The organism is Clostridium sp. AF28-12 (genome assembly GCF_003435225.1).
Classification (GTDB): Bacteria; Bacillota; Clostridia; order Lachnospirales; family Lachnospiraceae; genus Pilosibacter; species Pilosibacter fragilis.
The window spans coordinates 38822-55801 of the sequence record NZ_QWGJ01000005.1; the positions used below are offsets into that span (position 1 = coordinate 38822).

At 52.4% G+C, this 16980-nt stretch carries 27 protein-coding genes and 1 pseudogene; all 28 read right to left on the reverse strand.

What is annotated here, in order from left to right; genetic code table 11:
* Nucleotides 1-40: 40 nt before the first annotated feature.
* Nucleotides 41-1681, reverse strand: a complete 1641-nt coding sequence (locus DWY93_RS17130; protein WP_181968290.1) for a hypothetical protein — start codon at nt 1679-1681, stop codon at nt 41-43.
* Between the two features lie 9 nt (nt 1682-1690).
* Entirely contained in the window at nt 1691-1990 is a 300-nt protein-coding gene (locus tag DWY93_RS05925) for a hypothetical protein (protein WP_242990538.1), read from the reverse strand.
* A gap of 8 nt (nt 1991-1998) precedes the next feature.
* Nucleotides 1999-2409 carry a hypothetical protein gene (locus tag DWY93_RS05930; RefSeq protein WP_117471900.1) on the reverse strand — a complete coding sequence of 137 codons (411 nt, stop codon included), beginning with the start codon at nt 2407-2409 and terminating at the stop codon, nt 1999-2001.
* A 14-nt stretch (nt 2410-2423) separates the two neighbouring features.
* The gene (locus DWY93_RS05935) at nt 2424-3110 is read right to left on the reverse strand and encodes a hypothetical protein (RefSeq protein ID WP_242990539.1); all 687 of its coding nucleotides are present in this window, start codon (nt 3108-3110) and stop codon (nt 2424-2426) included.
* 16 nt (nt 3111-3126) lie between these two features.
* Nucleotides 3127-3423, reverse strand: a complete 297-nt coding sequence (locus DWY93_RS05940; RefSeq protein WP_117471902.1) for a hypothetical protein — start codon at nt 3421-3423, stop codon at nt 3127-3129.
* A gap of 18 nt (nt 3424-3441) precedes the next feature.
* On the reverse strand, nt 3442-3771 hold the full coding sequence (locus DWY93_RS05945) for a hypothetical protein (protein ID WP_117471904.1): 330 nt from the start codon (nt 3769-3771) through the stop codon (nt 3442-3444).
* Nucleotides 3761-4204 (reverse strand): Imm51 family immunity protein, encoded by a 444-nt coding sequence (locus DWY93_RS05950; protein WP_117471906.1) that lies wholly within the window; start codon nt 4202-4204, stop codon nt 3761-3763. Before DWY93_RS05950 ends, DWY93_RS05945 begins: the two co-directional genes overlap by 11 nt.
* A 10-nt stretch (nt 4205-4214) precedes the next feature.
* Nucleotides 4215-4460 carry a hypothetical protein gene (locus DWY93_RS05955; protein WP_181968291.1) on the reverse strand — a complete coding sequence of 82 codons (246 nt, stop codon included), beginning with the start codon at nt 4458-4460 and terminating at the stop codon, nt 4215-4217.
* Between the two features lie 11 nt (nt 4461-4471).
* Entirely contained in the window at nt 4472-5062 is a 591-nt protein-coding gene (locus tag DWY93_RS05960) for a hypothetical protein (RefSeq protein WP_117471910.1), read from the reverse strand.
* A gap of 17 nt (nt 5063-5079) precedes the next feature.
* Entirely contained in the window at nt 5080-5316 is a 237-nt protein-coding gene (locus DWY93_RS05965; protein ID WP_117471912.1) for a hypothetical protein, read from the reverse strand.
* 8 nt (nt 5317-5324) lie between these two features.
* The gene (locus DWY93_RS05970) at nt 5325-6284 is read right to left on the reverse strand and encodes an NTF2 fold immunity protein (RefSeq protein ID WP_117471914.1); all 960 of its coding nucleotides are present in this window, start codon (nt 6282-6284) and stop codon (nt 5325-5327) included.
* An 11-nt stretch (nt 6285-6295) separates the two neighbouring features.
* The gene (locus DWY93_RS05975) at nt 6296-7060 is read right to left on the reverse strand and encodes a DUF4241 domain-containing protein (protein WP_117471916.1); all 765 of its coding nucleotides are present in this window, start codon (nt 7058-7060) and stop codon (nt 6296-6298) included.
* A 3-nt stretch (nt 7061-7063) separates the two neighbouring features.
* Nucleotides 7064-7411 carry a DUF6572 domain-containing protein gene (locus DWY93_RS05980; RefSeq protein WP_117471918.1) on the reverse strand — a complete coding sequence of 116 codons (348 nt, stop codon included), beginning with the start codon at nt 7409-7411 and terminating at the stop codon, nt 7064-7066.
* A 5-nt stretch (nt 7412-7416) separates the two neighbouring features.
* Complete coding sequence (locus tag DWY93_RS05985; RefSeq protein ID WP_117471920.1) at nt 7417-7743, reverse strand: DUF5713 family protein; 327 nt, start codon at nt 7741-7743, stop codon at nt 7417-7419.
* 16 nt (nt 7744-7759) lie between these two features.
* Entirely contained in the window at nt 7760-8299 is a 540-nt protein-coding gene (locus DWY93_RS05990; RefSeq protein WP_117471922.1) for a hypothetical protein, read from the reverse strand.
* A gap of 25 nt (nt 8300-8324) precedes the next feature.
* On the reverse strand, nt 8325-9359 hold the full coding sequence (locus tag DWY93_RS05995; protein WP_242990540.1) for a DKNYY domain-containing protein: 1035 nt from the start codon (nt 9357-9359) through the stop codon (nt 8325-8327).
* A pseudogene (locus DWY93_RS06000) lies at nt 9325-10173 on the reverse strand (YwqG family protein). Before DWY93_RS06000 ends, DWY93_RS05995 begins: the two are co-directional and overlap by 35 nt.
* Before the next feature lie 23 nt (nt 10174-10196).
* Nucleotides 10197-10751: an SUKH-3 domain-containing protein gene (locus tag DWY93_RS06005; RefSeq protein WP_117471926.1), complete on the reverse strand. Its 555-nt coding sequence runs from the start codon at nt 10749-10751 to the stop codon at nt 10197-10199.
* Nucleotides 10752-10773: 22 nt separating this feature from the next.
* Nucleotides 10774-11373, reverse strand: coding sequence for a hypothetical protein (locus tag DWY93_RS17855; RefSeq protein WP_117471928.1), 600 nt, complete (start codon nt 11371-11373; stop codon nt 10774-10776).
* A complete protein-coding gene (locus DWY93_RS06015; RefSeq protein ID WP_117471930.1) occupies nt 11363-11866 on the reverse strand; it encodes a DUF2004 domain-containing protein in 504 nt (167 codons plus the stop codon). The genes DWY93_RS17855 and DWY93_RS06015 overlap by 11 nt, the downstream gene beginning before the upstream one ends.
* Nucleotides 11867-11950: 84 nt before the next feature.
* On the reverse strand, nt 11951-13030 hold the full coding sequence (locus DWY93_RS06020; protein WP_117471932.1) for an ankyrin repeat domain-containing protein: 1080 nt from the start codon (nt 13028-13030) through the stop codon (nt 11951-11953).
* Nucleotides 13031-13061: 31 nt separating this feature from the next.
* On the reverse strand, nt 13062-14204 hold the full coding sequence (locus tag DWY93_RS06025) for a hypothetical protein (RefSeq protein ID WP_117471934.1): 1143 nt from the start codon (nt 14202-14204) through the stop codon (nt 13062-13064).
* 10 nt (nt 14205-14214) lie between these two features.
* On the reverse strand, nt 14215-14802 hold the full coding sequence (locus DWY93_RS06030) for a hypothetical protein (RefSeq protein ID WP_117471936.1): 588 nt from the start codon (nt 14800-14802) through the stop codon (nt 14215-14217).
* A 40-nt stretch (nt 14803-14842) separates the two neighbouring features.
* Nucleotides 14843-15043, reverse strand: coding sequence for a hypothetical protein (locus DWY93_RS06035; RefSeq protein ID WP_117471938.1), 201 nt, complete (start codon nt 15041-15043; stop codon nt 14843-14845).
* Nucleotides 15044-15056: 13 nt separating this feature from the next.
* A complete protein-coding gene (locus DWY93_RS06040) occupies nt 15057-15290 on the reverse strand; it encodes an immunity 17 family protein (protein ID WP_117471940.1) in 234 nt (77 codons plus the stop codon).
* Nucleotides 15287-15796: a hypothetical protein gene (locus tag DWY93_RS06045; protein ID WP_117471942.1), complete on the reverse strand. Its 510-nt coding sequence runs from the start codon at nt 15794-15796 to the stop codon at nt 15287-15289. Before DWY93_RS06045 ends, DWY93_RS06040 begins: the two co-directional genes overlap by 4 nt.
* Before the next feature lie 21 nt (nt 15797-15817).
* Nucleotides 15818-16096 (reverse strand): hypothetical protein, encoded by a 279-nt coding sequence (locus DWY93_RS06050; RefSeq protein WP_117471944.1) that lies wholly within the window; start codon nt 16094-16096, stop codon nt 15818-15820.
* 31 nt (nt 16097-16127) lie between these two features.
* The gene (locus tag DWY93_RS06055; protein ID WP_117471946.1) at nt 16128-16970 is read right to left on the reverse strand and encodes a DUF2262 domain-containing protein; all 843 of its coding nucleotides are present in this window, start codon (nt 16968-16970) and stop codon (nt 16128-16130) included.
* Nucleotides 16971-16980: the final 10 nt, after the last annotated feature.

Consider the following 16980-nt stretch of genomic DNA (forward strand, 5'->3'; position numbering starts at 1 on the left):
CGGCACCTCTCTTTCTTTATTTTGTATCAAGCTTCTATTGTCAATCATAGTTCTCCAGCCGAATGATAGGCCGATAAAAGTCATAATCTCCGTTTAGTTCATTGTCCTCCTGCACTTCCGGCTTACAGTGGGGCGAACAGGGCAGGAAACCGAGAAATGGGCCCAGCCCACCGCAGATATTACATCCGCCATCGCCGCCGCAGGTGGTAAGCCTATCAGCCTGCACCACTTCCCGCATATAGGGATCGTAGGCGATGGACAGGCCGAAGAAGTTGGGTTCCTCCATGTCATAGGGCCGGTTCTCATCCTCATCCATGTCCTCAAACCAGTGCAGATGCATGGAGTAGTCTAACCCATCTCCCCATGGGAACAGGGTCCGACATCCGCCGCCACACAGGTAGGCCCACTCGTCCACCGTGGGCAGCGAAAGCCCCTGCTTTTCCAGCCTGGCAAGAAGCGCATTGTAGTCTGTGCGGTTATAAATCCAGGTCTGAAATCCATCTTCTGTCCGTTCTATGCGAGCCGACTGATGCAAGGTAAGACTGCTGCTGTCACTCCAGGCAAAATCCCGGAACTCCTTCAGCCAGTCAGGATGGGCGGTCAGTCTGGAATCATCTATCTTGACTGGCTCCCAGCAGAGTTCCTCCAACTCCCGGCCCACCAGCATGGGGCCAATGGCCGCCTGCCGAACGGGAGCCATGCTTTCCCGGATCATCTCCTCCGGGTTCTGCGGTTCCATCTCCCACTCCTGGAACAGATAGTCCAATTCCTCCCGGCTCTCCTGATTCAGTCCCACGGCAAACTGCTCCCAGCCCAGGGTGACGGTATCTCCGGGGACAAAGACGAACTCCCGGCCATCTTTCTCGAAGATGCCGGTGGTGCAGCTCTGGCCCCAACGGTCAAAGGTATGTAGACCGAGAAAGGTCATATCATAACGAGCAGCCAGGCTTTCCATCAGCGCCTGCTTCTCGGTGTTTTCCATTTGATTGAATTGGGTGCGAAATAGTTTTTCGTTCATGGAAAGTCCTCCTTCAATCCTTTTTGCGTGTTCCAGCAGATAGCTCCGACCATCCTGCTTGGCCCGTTCCAAGTATTGTGGAAGCAGGTCGGAATGGATGGCATCCAGTGAGACCAGAACGGCGATCCGCTGGTATTCCTGAAGCTCAGGAGAGTAACAGTTGCGCTCCCAAAACAGCGGAGCGAACTGTTCCACACAGTCAGGACGCAGAGCGGGCATCGCCAAAAGCGCCCGACGGCTCACATATTCATTGGGGTCCTTTGCGAAATCCAGAATTATGTCCCTGACTTTCTGACTACATGAGCATTCCGGCAGATAGGCGGCAAACTGCCACTTGGCCTCACTCTCATTGGAGGCTGAGGCCCTGCGGCAGAGGCACTCAAACCATTGGGGATGGGAAGTGGTTTCCTGTATAAATCCCTCCGCTTCGTTGTCCCTGGCAATTAAATAGACCATCTCATCCATCAGGACGCTGTCTGCCATTTCTACATTCATTTGGGTCAACACATGGCAAAAGGCATCAAATATATCATTCCACGCAGGGTAATCAACCTCCCACACACCGCCAATCTCCTCGGTGGTTTTTCCGGGATAAGTGATTTCCTGCCACTGATGAAATTTTCTTGCCTGCTCCAGCAGGCACTCCCTGATGTCCTTTGCCATACGCTTACCTCACGATTCTTTGCACCATTTCTCCACTTTGTCATTCTGAGATGCCCGTTCTACACTGCGAACCGCCTCTGTCAACAGCGCAGGAAGTTGATCCCTATCTGCCGTTTCATACTGCTTGACCGGATGCACCCAATCAAAATCCCGAATGACAAGAATGATATATCTGTCCTGATACCAGCCCATATCCAACAAAAATCCGTTTGGATATTCCACTTGCAGTATATCTTCTTTTTGTGTGTCATCCAGAAAGGTGACCGTTCCGGTGCCAAAATCCACCTTGCGCCACGCTTGAACCATCATTTATCCTCCTACAGCTTATCCCAATTTTCCTGCAAATCGCCCTGCATCAAGTGCTGGGCAATGGCTTGGTTCAGTTCCTTGCGGCAATAATAATCTTCCTGCTCCATGCCGCGAACGCATTCCTCCATCAACGCCTCCGGAGAAACTCCTTCTCGTTTGCCATAAAGGTGGCCGAAGGCATAGCACACTGACTTGAGAAAGCCGAAAATATAGTCATGATTTCCACGCATACTGGGTAGGTCGTTGAAGGAACCCATGCCTCCGTATGCCCGAAGGTGGTGGGCGACCTCCCGCCGCTGGGTCCAGTCCTCAATATCCCGCTCCAGCCAGTCGATCCAGTTTTCAAATTCAGGGTGATCAGCCAACAAAATTAGGCGCAGGCAAGACAGAGCCTCGGTATAAATATCTGTCTGTTTCATCAGATTCCTCCTAACTATTCTCCGAAATGTTCCAGATACAATTCCCGCACGGAATAGGGGCCTACAAGAGTCGTTTCCTGTCTGCCATCCCAGGAATACACATGAATTTTGCCTTCATCTCCAATGTATTGCTGATCTTCAAAGGGTGCGGGAAAGGGAAAACTCTCTACCACGCTCCAGTCGATCTCGGATTTCAACGCATCAAACTCCTCGCGCTTGAGCCTTTTGAAATTAAACACCAATGCTGACCCGATTCCATCGAACAGCAGGTCAGCATATTCTCTGGTGGTGATGCTCGCGCTCACATTGGCGGCATCAATATTGACATCCAGAACCTTGTTTCCGCAGTTTGTCCAGATTTTATCAGGAGAGAACCAGGTGGCGCGTTCCTCAGCGTCTGCAAAGTCCTCACGGGGATACCATCCGTTTGCGCTGTCCGGCTTGACGCCTTCCCGAAGCGGCCCGTTGTACGGGGAAAGCGGATAATATCGGTGCCGCACCGGATCAAATCGGTGAAACGAAATTTTCAGCAGATACCTATGCTTTTCGCTGCGCATGAGCTTATGGGGCTTCACGATATGTTCTTCGATCAAACTCCAAATGTACTCATCCACACGGATGGATACACGGGGGCGGCCGAATAGTATGATTTTGTTGGTGTCTGTATCCACATTGATCCAGACGCGATTGATCTCAACCATTGTCATTCCTCGCTTTTCAAAACGCTCCGCTATAAAATCGGCTTTCCCAGATAGCCTCAAATTCCGCTTTCTCTATGACGCAGGCGTGGAATTCCTCGCCCCAGACATGGGCGTTCAGTTCATCCACGGTGGGGATCGGCGTGATCTCGATAGCGCCTTCGTAAAGAGCAGGGATATTGCGGGTGCGGCCATCCGCAAAGATGTCAATGGAGCGGAGAGCCAGCCGCTCATTTCCTGTATCCACTTCATAGAGGATCACCAATGGTTCTCCCTCCGGTGCGTCCTCCCAAAAGAGCTTGATATATTCAATCATCTCGATACCCTCATCGTATCATTTGAAATAGTAATACCAATTCCCGCCAAATTCCCGGTCACATTCCTCCTGGGAGGCAAAGGTGCAGTCCTTGATTCCCTCAATGGGGTAATGACGCTTTATCAGCTGCTCTCTGTGATAGGAATTGATCTGTTCCGTCAGGCCGCTCCGCCGCGCCGTCTCTAATTGCGAGTCGGTGGCAAAGATGTAGGACACAAAGTAGTTGTCCGGCTGGATGTACCAACCAAACTCAATGGCCTGCTGGATGTCAGCGAAGTGATTTTTCACATCCTCCATGCAGGCTTCTATTACTTTTCGCCATGCAAACTCCTGCTCCTTATTTCTCATGTTCCACCTCACCTATACCCAGATAAGTCCGCATCGCTTTTACATCATCACAGGCCGCCCGGATCATTTTGGACAGCAGCATCAAATCGTCGATGTACTGGGAGTACACGCAGAACACATCCTCGTCGGAGTCGAAGTGAAACAGATCCACGCCGCTGTTACTTTCCTCGAACTCCTGGATCACGCCCCGGACAAGCTGTTCCCAGTCCTTGCTGCTGCCGATCAGTCCCAGTCGTCGGAATTCCTCTGTCCGGAATCCGTCGCTGATCTTTAGCAGAAGGGAGATCGCATAGGGGTGGTGGGGAATGAGAAAGAATGGCGCGATCTGCTCTGGTTTCACCCAAATTTTGAAGGGCGGGCGCAGATCAGGTATCCAGGGCAAGATTTCCCATTCGTCCTCTGGCCGGTTTCCGTATTGGCAAAGGTCTTTCATAGTGTTCTCCTCATTCGATGTCGCTTAGTTCTTCTTTCAAATCCAGTGGAGCACCGTCCAGAGATGTGATCTGTGACAGTTCTGTTTCTGTCAGATTTTTCAGGAAAATGCAGTATTCGTCCGGGTGGCCTCCCACAAACTCCATTTTAGGCATCCCGATCTGCTGTGGGTCGGTGATCCACAGGCAAGGCTCTCCCGTTGCCCAAAAGTGAGTCAGAGTAAGAATTTGGCCGTTGTAAATTACTTTCTGTTCCATTCTCATTTCTCCTACATTTTCTTCAGCAGCTTCACGATCCGCTCCCGATTCTTTGCGGTTTTCATAAAGGTTGGAAGATGATCGGCCTGGGTCTTTTTCGCTCTTCCCGGCGGCTTTTCCCGCAAATCGGCACTGAGATAGTCGATCAGATAGGCAAGGTGCTCCCGGTTGAGGGCCCAGACTGGCTTACCCTGGAAGGAGGTCAAAAACCAAAGTTCCAGGCCAAAATAGGGTTCTCGTCCGTTCTGAATATCAGCAATGTAGGAGAAAGCCTCCGCTGTTTTATGGACTTCTCCCGACATGATTGCCCCGCAATAGGGACAGGCCACATGGAGAACGGAAAAGTGCTGTTTTGCTGTATCTTCAATATCCACTCGGTAGTACCTGCCGCAGTTTTTGCATTGGTTATGAACATCATAGCGGTAAATCGTCCAGTCACAGATTTCCTGATGACCGCAGCTCAGGCATCGGAAATAGGCGTTGTCATCATCCGCTGTCACCACACCTGCGCCGTGGCACTTGGGGCATTTCACCTGGATGCCGGTGGCGAGGGCGCTGTAGGCACTATATGTAAAGTAGGGTTCATCAACAATTCGGCTCATGCGCCCACACACTCCTTTCATCCGTCTTTCTCTAAATAAAATCCCCATACGCAGTTGGAGAACTCTCCAGCAGCAAAGCGGTGGATCTGCCCGTCAATCTCTACCTGCCAGACCTCGAAGGTATGGTTTTGGTGATAGATCGGGTCTTGGACTTTTACTCGCTTCCCAGTGGGTTGCCAGTCGTAGTCAAAGATGTTCACACCGAACAATTTGCATTGACCGTCCGAGCCAAAGGTTTCATATTCCCAAGCCATGTGATGCCTCACAATCCTGTTCGCTGCCAGCCGTCCAGCCGCTCCTGCACCGCATCGATCATCCAGCCCTCGCCCACGCGCTTCATGAGGAAACGACGGTCAAAGCCGGTGTTTTTCTCTCTGGTGTAAATGTAGAGCTTGTTTTTGGTAATCTGCTCTGCGTCAAGGAATTCTTCCCCGTTGTAGGTGCCCTGGGCGCTGTATGAGAGGCCCAGAGGTCGATAGCCCGGACGGGGCTTTTCGCTCACATACTTCTCCCAAATTGCCAGCACGCGGGGCACAGCATCAGCATCTTCAAACCCAGCCTGCTCCATGTATTTCTCCCATTCTGTCATCTCGGCAAAGAAAGCGGACAAGATTCTGCGACATTCTTCCGCCGCCTGCCCATCCAGTTGGACGGGCTTTTTGGCCTTTTCCCGTTGGAGCTGGGAGAAGTGTTCCATCTGCTTCTTGGTGAATTGCACATGGGATACCGGCTCAATGCGGTTGTTGCCGGCGCTGGCCAACAGGCCCTCATAGGTAACGGCGGTATGGTCGATCTGGATGTGGGAGAGCTTGGGGATGGAAGCCGCCTGGAGCAGACCGGCATCATCCAGCCCGGTCCGGTTAAGGGTCAAAAGGTCCAGCTTGCAGCCTTGCAAGGAGGACAGGCCGCTGCCGTGAATGGCGGCGTTGCCGTCCAACAGCAGATAGCGCAGCTTGGGCATAGCAGAAAAAACGGGAAAGCAGGCGTCGGTGAGCGCACCGTCCTCCACGCCGAAGTTGGCCATGCTTTTATGCCCGGCAAAGGGGGCAAGCAGTTCATCGGTCACCGGATAGCCTTTCACATGAAAGCCCACCAGGGTGTAACCGGCCAGCTGCTCCATGATCTCTGCGGTCAGCTCCGGGACTTCAAATTGCTTTTCCCCATCTAAGGTCAGGACACCGCTCTCCCAGTTCACTGTCCGCGCCCGTTTCGGTAATTCCATAGTGCGCCTCCTTATTCCTGCTCCTTGTAGCTGGCTTCAATGTCGATGAAGCGCACATACACGGCGCAGACTTCGCCCTTGGCGTCGTAGCCGAAGTAGACGGGATAGTAACCATCACCCCAGCCGGAGGAGAAGATGGGCAGGTTGCAGTCCGTGTCCGGCACTGTCCAGTTGAGCCAGTCGCCGCAGTCCCCCTGATATTTGGGGTAGGCTTGGGCGTTTTCCTCCAGTAAGTCGCAGAACAGGTCGTTGTAGGGGTCAATGTCCGGGGCTTCCTCCAGCCGCTTAGCCCAGTATGTCTTGAAAGCCGCCTGGGTCTGGATGTCCGCAACGCAGCCCATCCCGGCGTCTACGCCAAAGCCAAAATAATCGTCCTCATCCAGTCCCTCGTCCAGATCTTCTTTGCCCGTCATACCCAACTCATAGCGGACAGGCTTCTCCCGACTGACCTCCACCTTGACACAGGCGTAGCGGTCGCCGTATTTTTCACTGGGCACCACGCAGATCTTTACGGGATAAGTCCCGGCGGGGATCGTCTGGATTAAGGGCGGTGTATCCTCCAGCTCCACCAGAGGATCGCAGGCGAAGATCGTCCCGGTAGGGAAGTGGACGGCACCAATGTCCAGCACATTCACGCCCATGTTCCCAATCACTTTTTCTGTGAAATGAGCGTCCAGGTCCGTTTTGCAGACCAGTTTATCCTTGATTGATTCGTATTTATTTAGCCATTCGGTAGTCGGCATAGTGGTTTCCTCCTGTTGATTCGGTTTAAGCATCGGTCAGCTCTCTACAATGCGAACCTGTTTTCCTCCAATTTCTATTTCCAGCTCTACGCCATAGTCCTCTGCCCAAGCAGGGCACTTGCTGAGCAGGGCCAGGATGTGCTCATCCGGCTCCCGGCCAAGGGTCACACGCAGAATTACGGGCCGATCCCCATATTCCTTTTGAAATTCCTCGCTCTGGGTGTGGTTCAGATAGCCCTCCATCTTGTCCAGCAGGGCCTTCTGCGTTTCCGGGGAGCCGTCAATAAAGCCATTGCAGACCAAAACCATTAGAACTTCTCCGGTTTTGGTTTCTGCCAGAATGTCGATCTTATCCAGTTCGCCAAACATTTTTTCAATGGACATCGTTTTCACCAATCCCTTTCCCGGATGGCCTCCTCGGTGTCAATGGGGATGCCAAACCACTCCAGAATGTAGGCCACGGTTGCCGCGATACATTCCCGTGCCACCGTTTCGATCTCGCTGTCGTTCTCGTCAAACTCCTCCTGGAGATCATTGATGCCGCAGACCGCCTCGTCCAGCGTTTCCTGCACCACTTCGGTATCGGTTTCGCCGCCTTCCAACAGGTCGATGACCTTCTGAAGCTCGTCCTTTACCTTGTCTACCAGAAAAGCAGGATAGTAATCGTCCTGATACATCTCGTCCAGCAGTTTATAATTCGGATCAAATGTTTTCATCGTGATTCCTCCTTTCTCATTCAAACATCAAACCGTATGATTCGGTCAAGCTTCCGTCGTCCTCGTGGAATATACACTGATACACGGGCTCACGCTGGGTTGCTTTGCGGAACCGCTCCAGAACCGGAGCCAGCGGCTCACCGGTAAGGATACCGAGCGCATCAGACACCCGCCGCAAGCTATCCATATCTTCCAAGTTTGTGTTACGCTGTCTCTGCCCATATTCCTCCAGTGTTTTGGAATCTACATACTGCTTTGCGTCACAGCAGTCGTGCCAGCAGATACAGCTCACAATCAGGGAAAAGAGAGCGTCCATGCTCTCGGCCAGACGGCCTGCCTCACCTTCGCTGCTGTAATATCCAATGGAGCCATCTTCCAACAGGTGGTATTCTCCGCCGGAGCCATCTCTGGCAAACGCCATGCCGGGCATTGAAAAGGTGCATCGGCCTTCCGCGTCATCCCGCGGGGATAACTCATCCAGCAGGAAGAAGTCGAACAGCGAATCAAATTCCTCTGCCAAATCAGGGTTTTCATGCAGTATTTTCAAATAGTCCATTGTCGTTTTCCTCCGTTTACGGTTTTTAGGTTATCTCGTGCAGCCTTTCCAGCCACAGTGTTTCGTCTATCATCTCATCGTTCTGGTAAAAATGGTCTTTGTCGCGGGCCAGATGATCGGCAAGCGGAGCCGCATCCATAGGAGTGCAGACTGTGAAACTGTCCCGATCCGCCCCCTTGATCTCCCGGTTGAGGTAATACACCCGCTTGGCATCGCGGGAATACCAGTGCCCAAGTAGTTCCCAGGAAGTCAGCTCTGCCTTTGGAAGCTGTTTGCCGTAGGCATAGATCCGTTTCTCATCCCTGGCAAAATAGGTATCGCCCAACGAGCGGAAAGAGGAAACTTCCGCGCCCTTGATGATTTTCACCCTGCCGTCCCCGTTATGAAAGTAGACCTGCCGGCTGTCCTTTGCATATCCCTGGGGCGCACCTGAATCGTTCTGGCCATTGTCTAATACCTGGAAGGCTGCCAGATCTACATCTGGAATTCTCCCGCTGGTGGTGTAGACGGCTGCTTTGTCAATCGCGTAGGCATAGTTTAACACCCGAAACGATGCCGGGACTGCTCCACGCAGGCGAATCCCGCCGAGAAAGCAGGCCGTAGAGGATTTGCCCCAGTAACGCCAGCAGCAGAAGTCTTTGGGCGCAACACCCTTCAACAAGCCGTTTTCATATAGGCCAGAGAAATAGACGGCTCCATCCCGAAGGAAAAATTCGTTGTCCACCGGCTCTGTGTTGGTGATTGGTTGCAGCGTTTCTTCGTGCTCGGCTGTGATGCTCAGTTCAATCTCATCGTCGCTGTAAATCAAGTAGAGCCCATGAGGAGCCTTTCTATCGAAATGCAGTTCAATGTCATGGTATTTGAGGATCAAAGGTTTCCCATCGCTTTTCATGGTGGAAACGGCATCAGGATTCCCGAAGATTTCTATGACCTCATCCTGCGATATTCCGAATTTCAGCGGTAAAATGTCCCGCGGATTCTGTAATATTTGATTGCGCCAAATAGTAAAGTCCTGTTTCATGTTTTTAGTAGCACTGGAGGACCAGCCATATCCGATCAAAGCGGCGGGCTGCCAGGTCCTCTTTGGTGATGTAGAAATAGATGTGCCCGCAGTTTCCGAACATCAGCTCGAAGTCGCCATACTCCACGATATCCAGCTGGAACAGCAGCATCCAGCGGTCACGGGCCGTTTCTTCCGCCCGCTGACGAACCTCCTTTGGAATCTTAACCCAGCCATTGCCCAGATAGTATCCTTGGTTAACCAAATCACATTCGGCAAACATGCTGTTCTAGATCACATAGGGCCAGCCCAGCAGCTGGGAGCGGTCATCCGGGTCCTCTGGGTCCTCGCCGGTCAGTTCCTCCCATGCATCGTTGAAAGCCTCGTCATCCTTCTCATCCGGGAACACCTCATGGAAGTCCTGCCAGGAAGGATAGGAGTATTTTGCGTCCATCTTGATCTTGACCATAGGAAATTTGAAATCTTCCTCCATATCAACAGGAAAGTTTGCAGCGGACAGTGCCGAAAGATCCTCAAACCAATAGACGCGGGCGCAGCCCTTGTCCTTGGGGTCATAGCCCCAGCACTGGGTATCCGTTTCATAGAAGAAGGAGAGCAGGCCGTGATCGGGCAGAAGATGCTCTTTGTCAAACTGGGCCAGCTCCTCACAGTTGAACTGTGCCAGGAAAGTGAGGGGACGATCCTTCACCACATGGTCATAGCTCTCGCCCTCATAAGTAGGCCAAACGAAGTCCGGGGGCACATCCGGCTTCCCACCGAAGCGGGTGGCGCCCAGCTTATATTTTTCTTTCTTAGCAATTTTCAACACAATGCTGTTTTTGCCCAACGACTCCAGTTTTTCTTTCATGTTCATAACATTTTCTCCTTATTGTTTCGTCATACCTTTCCATCCAGTGCCTCAACTGTTTTCATGGCAGCGGAATCAAAGTTGCACTGCCGCAGTTCCCGTTCGATCAGGGCAAACACATCAGGAAAGCACTCAATCTCGTCCTGATACTCATATTTCGCATACAGTTTCCCGTACTCCGAGATCCAAACCTCTGCCGGGTAGTAGTAGCCGATGTGACCGATGGGCTGGCACTTCTGACCGGCAGCCTGTTCGATTTCCGCCAGCTCACAGCCGGACATATCCCGGAAATAGGCTTCTTCCAAATGGTTTTTGATCTCGTTGACCAGGTAAGGGAACAAAGCAAACTCAAAGTCAGCCGCCCATTTCAGCTTTTTCTGCGCCAAGTACCACTCGCAGCACAGGCCGAAATACTTGCGGTAAAATCGTTGGGTGGTCTTCATCATCGGGACGCCATGATCGGCGTAATACTTCTCCGCAATGGAAATATCCACACTGCGGCCTTCGTACCATCCGGCGTACTCCATCAGCTGCTTAACCTTGCTGCCCAGATCGCCAGAGATAGGGATGCGTTCTTTCGTCATGGTAGTATCCTCCTGTCTTTCGTCACCACAGCCGGTCGATCTGGGTATATATCTTATTCGGTTCTCTGTCCATAAAACTGGTCAATGAGTCGGTGGGTTCTGCAAGCGGCATCACATTCAAAATGTCCAGCACATAATACCAGATCCCGGTGTCCCAGTCTCGGAACCGCCCATTGCAGACAGCCCGACCATAATCACCAGGAATCAAATCCAGTGCCAGCTCATTGAGAGGCTGTTTTTGCCCGGTCTTATCATAGGTATATCGCTCCGGCATCGCACCAATATGCCAATCATAGCGGTAACGCACCTGGATTCCGGACTCCAGCTGAATCAGTTCAAAAGGGTGAAGCCGCATTGTGCTATTAGGCTTCCATTCCATTAGCCTGCGACAGTCCTTATCGATCTGAAATCCATCGGGCCTCTGTAAGATAGATACAAAGTGTGTAGGCAGGCCAAAGGAATAGTAAGAGAAGAAGTCTTTAGGCAGCCGCATCGCTCTGGGATACTGGTTTCGTTGTGCGGCGGCGTTTCCGCCCCGACAGTCTTTATACCATTGCAGGCGGATCTGCTGGATCAGAAGTGTGGGCAGATATTTTTCTCTTTTTCGTTCCTCAGCTCTCATGTGTGATACAGAAAATCTCCTTCTTCAAATCAAAGTAGACCACCATCAGTTCGTCGGTGATTTCCGGATTGAAGGACAGATCCAGAATGAAAACTTGCTGGTTCATCTCGCTATCCACCAGGCTGCCAAACCGTTTGAGCCGCAAAAAGTCCACCATCTCAGTAAAGGACAGCTTGGCCAGGTCGGTTCCTGGAAAAAGATCCGCCGCAATATCAGGGCCTACCTCGTCCCGGTGGAACTCCATGAAAAATGTCACAACGCTATGGTAGCAGCTGTCCTCGTCCGCCAGCGCCCCTTTGATAGCGGCTTTGGCCTTTTCCGCCAGTTTCTCCGCCTCATCCAGCATTTCTCCCACCGCATCCATAGCGGCAGGATCAGCAGTCAGTTCTTCCTCTACATCGAAAAGAAAGGGAAGTCCCGATTCCTCGGGAAAGGTGAAGATCTCCTCGCCGGGCGTATATGGTAAATCAATGCGTTTACAATTCAGTTTCATCATGGTATCCTCCTTACCCCTCAATGCAGGCAGCTTTGAGATGGGTGATGTAAGTTCTGTTTTCTTCTGTCATCGGTTTGCTCCTTATTCCTCAAACTCACCCTCGATCATCCCGTTCAGATACCGGCCTGGGTCTGCGATGAAGTCGTCCCATTTGGCCAGAGGGTGGAATTCCTCATGCTCGATGTCCAGATACCACAGCTTTTTGTCCCTGGGGCTCCACAGCAGCAGGTAGTCGCTGTAATTATCCATGGCCGCCATGAGGGAGAGCAGCTTTTTTCGTTTCCAGGTCATCTCCTGCACATCCATGTAGGCGTACAGCTCCGCCCATTTCACCCATTCCTGCTCCTGGAACTCCAGCCGCAGGGGGCCGGTTTTTAGATATTCCACCAGCTTGGCGGGCAGCTTATAGGGCATGAGCTGCCGGACCTTTTCCTGTTCGTTGTGCCATTCCTCCGGTTCCAAGGCTTTTAAGTAGTCGGCCAGCTCCTGATTTTTGTTCTGCACCGCCACGGTGTAAGGCCGGTCGCCGTATTTGTCAGCAATGGTGATGTCGGCTCCTTGCTCAATGAGCCAACGCACCATGGGGAGATTTTTGTGTCGGACAGCTTCAGTGACAGCGGTGGAGGCGTTCGGAAACACCATGTCCGGCTTGTGGTAATTGATGTCTGCCCCTTTTTCCAGAAGCAGTCGGGCAAGTTTGGTATTGCCTTCGGACACAGCGGCCCGGAATGCCTCGCCGCCAAACTTGTCCACTGTGATCCCGGCTTGCTCCAGCACCTGGATATTCTCCGGGCGCTTGCCCCAGCGCACTTCCTGGAAGGCCCGCTCTTTCTGCTTCGGGCTGAGTTTTGCGGCCTGTCCAGCAAAGAGCGCCACCACCTCTGACCCACAACAGCGGACAGCGGTGAGCAGCAAGGGCTGTTCCTCTGCCAGACCGGAATCAGCTCCATGCTCCAGTAGGAAGTGAATCATGGGCACATCATTCCGAAAAACCGCGATTTCCAATGGCATTAGCTTGATGTATTCGCTGAGTTGGATGGGAACATCTAAATCCAGACCGTCTTGGAGCAGCGCCTCCAGCTTGGGAGTGTCATGATCACAGATGGCGGCAGCCGTTTCCGGGAGAGTCTCCCAGCGGCCAATATATGCAATTTGGTACATAAGACACCTGCTTTCGTTGTTGTTTCAATTATTATTCATCTCCGAACCGCTCAGCAGCGTCTTTGTAAACAGTAATACTTTCTTCCACTCTCACTTTTTCGCTGCGAATACGGAAGTAGTCCCGTAGAATGCGCTTCAGTTCCGGGTTTTCCACCTTGCGGGGCAGCAGACTGATGAACATTTCGTCGTAGCTTCCATACAGAACACCGCCCCGGTTGTAAGTCTGCCATGTCACCGTAGGTTTGCGTCCTTCTGGGTCTTTAGCCAGATCAAAGAACCACCGCTCATCCAGATCCACATAGCGTTCAATCATAAACCTTGTGTCATAGGTTCCATAGCTATAATAACCCCAAAAAATCAGAGCGATCATTCCATCCGGGCCCAGGCGTTCATAGGTCCAGCCTTCCGGATAACAGCGGTAATGGAGCATTCCCAGCGCATGGAACAAATAGCCTTTTTGCGGCGTATCCAGAAGGGGCGAATAGGTCTCATACACCTGCTCCTTGGGCTGGGTGATGATTGCCTTCATAAAGACCGGCATCAGCCAGCTGCCGCCGTAGCGTTCATTCAGCTCATCAGCCAATGCTTGCAGTCGCTCATCCGGGTTGCGGATCAGGGCGGCGGTCAGCACTACAGCGGGAATTTTCTCTTTTTCCTTGGGTGTGGCATCCCAAATGCGAAGCCCGTCCGTAATCCACCAGGAGATACAATCATCACGAGAATAAACAGGCGTGCGTTTCAGCTGGGCGATCCGCTGGGTGTTTTCCGCCAGGAAGCGGTAGACCTCCAGCATTTTAGGCGAGGCTTTCCCCAACATCAAATGGAAACAGAAGTTCAGTTGTTCTATATCCAGTGGCTTTGTGTCCCCCTCGTCCAGCAGCTGGGAGAGAGTCTTCAGAATAACCGGGGCGATCTGCTCCGATACACAGTCGGAGCAGGCATCTGACATGATATTGCTGCCCATCCATTTGCCCTTGACCAGTTTGGCCCACAGTGGGGCAGCAGGGGCATACTCCAGCTGCGCCAAGGCCTTCTGAGCAGCCGTTTTGCACTTGCCCTTTTCTGTATTCACAAGCTGGAACAGCAGTTCGCCGTTTGCTTCATCCTTGCCCAGCTCCAAAATGGCCTGTTCTCGCTTTACGCCCTTGGGAGGCAGTTGTTCCAAAGTCATCATTCGTTTTCTCCTATCCCACAATGGTGGTTTCCTTGACGGCCAGATTGTCGTAATCCATGGCAATCAGCTTCTCAGCGGCCTGTGGGGTACACATAAACCAGGTGCTCACGCCCCAGGCGTCCATCCTTGTGACGGTGAAAAAGTCGGTTTCTGCGGGAGTCGGATTTCTGGCGTCAATGTAGTGGTCGGCGTAGAGATAGACCAAATCCGCCTCCCGCTCCGGCAGCCACTTGGCCCGGCGCGCACGGGGTTTGCCGTTTTTCAGTGTCTTTTCTCTGGGGTTCTCGAACCATTCCAGCTCCTTGAGTTTCAGGCCAGTGAAGGCATCCATCAGCCGCTGGGCGATCTCCCAGTGGGTAAACACGCCGCAGTTCCAGGAGCCCATCAGCCATGTCTGTATAGAATCCCCCACCTTGCTGCCGGGGGCAGGAGGTCCATAGACGCTCTCATTCGCCCACATGACTTCCATCTTTTCGCACTGATCCGGTCGGGGGCAGGGCTGTTTGTTGCCGTAGCGGTACATGATATTTACATAGCCATAGTCTTCGCCGGTTCGGTCATGGCCGACGGCTTCTATTTTATAAGCAGTGATCGACATTGTAGTTCCACCTCCTGAGCCAGTACAAAGTCATTGGGGGTTAATCTGCTTCAAGTTGTTCTTGCACCTCTTTGGGCAGGTCATTCCACAAAATATCGTATGTAAAATCCCGAATCTCCGGGTAACACTCCCGTGCGGTCTTTTCCGCAATATCTCTATTCAGGTAGTGCATCTCTTGGTGGAAAAACCAGTTGAGTTTTTCCATCAGCCGATAGAGTCGGATCTGTTCTTCTTGGGTCATGGGATTGCTCCTCCTATTTCAATTTCAGCACAAATCCCCAGATACTCACCACAATCAGGAGGACACCCAGCAGAAAGAAAACCACACGCCGGTATCCTCTGCTGTGTCGATGAGCATCCCGCGTACCAGTGGGGTCGCAGAGCCAGTTCCAGTTGCGGATCGCCCCAATTAAAATCACGGCCCCGATGAGCACCCAGGCAATGTACCAATGCTCTTGCAAAAATGCTGTGATCTGTCCACTGTTCATTTACAGATACCCCCCTTTACATCATCGGGAGTTTCCTTTCGGATGATTTCCTCCCGCTCTTTTAAATCCAGCTCCAGAGCTTTTTCCTCCTCCAGATATTCCTCGCAGTCCCGAACCAGCTTTTGGGCGGCTGGGTCATCCGGGGCCAGGGCCAGCCAGCATTTTGCGTATTCATAGGCGGTGGCTGCGGAGCGGTATGCCATCAGGCAGGAATAGCCCATCCGGGAGTTCCAGTAAGGGTCGTTCTCTCCCTGGGTGCGGACGGACTCCAGCAGATCAATGGCGTGTCGGATGAGATCCTCGTCCACTTCACCGTCGGTCCCATGCACTCCATGATCTCCCAGAACCGCCAGATTGCTGTAAGCCCGACTCAGCTTGACGGTCAGCAAATAGCCCCGCTCCTGTTCCGGGATAGCTTCGATGGCCTGGATGCACTGGGAATACTCGTCCTTGCTATTCCACTGTTCGAGTTGCTCCAGCAGCTTTATTTCTTCTGTCCGATTCATCGTTTCACCGCCTTTTCTGTGTTATCCCTTGCCTTTTTTGAAGTGTCCACTGCCTCGCCAGGTGTTGACCACACAGGTGAAGATCTGGCCACAGTGCTTGCACCTAATCATGTGAGCCATAATTTCGTCTGCCCATCCATCCTCAGTCTTTACCTTCTCCAGCGAGCAGGTGGAGTCCTCTGCTATCAGTTCAAATTCGCCTTGTCCCACCAACTGCTGAATATAAGCAATACAGGCCAGGTAGTCCTTGGGGGCATCAAATTTTCTCCATATTTGAATGTTTCGGCAGTGCTCGCACATAATGGGCACCTCCTTCCATAAACGGTTGTAGTCAGCCCTGTATATCAGCGTCAACAGGGCCTTTTTTCAGTGTCCCATCCACAGTGACCACATGGCCCCAGAACATATCGTCGTCCTCATACCAGACGGTAAAACGCCCACCAGGAGATACTGTAAACTCGGTGAGCAGGATGCGCCGGGCGAACTCATCCTCGGTGATGGGGTCTTTCTCCGGGTTTCGGTCAGTCTGGTCATTGTCGGCCAGCCATTCGTTGGCCTGAGCAGTGAGTTTCTGGGCAGCCATAGTTCGCAGAGATTTATCCCAGACTTCCTGATCTGCCAGCAGTTTTTTCATCACATTGGTGACGCGGGTCCAGGACGCTTTCTTTTCAATCTCCACATCCAACGAGATCTGGACTTCTTTTCCCATCCACTTACAGGTCCCATCGAATGTGCTCATCTCACGATCCAGCGTGAGGGTTCCCAGCACTTCATCTTTCAGAAGAATGGGTTTTGTATATTCCGCCCAGATTTCCTCCAGTGCCGGACAGGACACACCTTCCTCCAACACTTCCGTGACATACCACTGGGGTTCACTGAGGGCATCACCTTTCCAGCCGCGGGCTTTGATCCGGTATATCTGGCCCTTGGCGAACCGCTTGGAATAGTCACCGGCATCCCGTTCCTTGTCCGTCAGCGGCCAGCTCAGGTAGCATCGACTGGAGATCACCTGTCCAGTCTGGACATCTGCCATTGCGAGGACATGGGTATGCGCCGCCCAGAAGGTATCCAGAAAAGTTTTATCCGCGCTGATACCGTCCTGAATCAGTACCAGCTTTTCCTCATCTTCCGGGGCGTACAGAGCAATAAAGTCCTTAACCGTTCTCTTTTTCATGGCGTTCTCC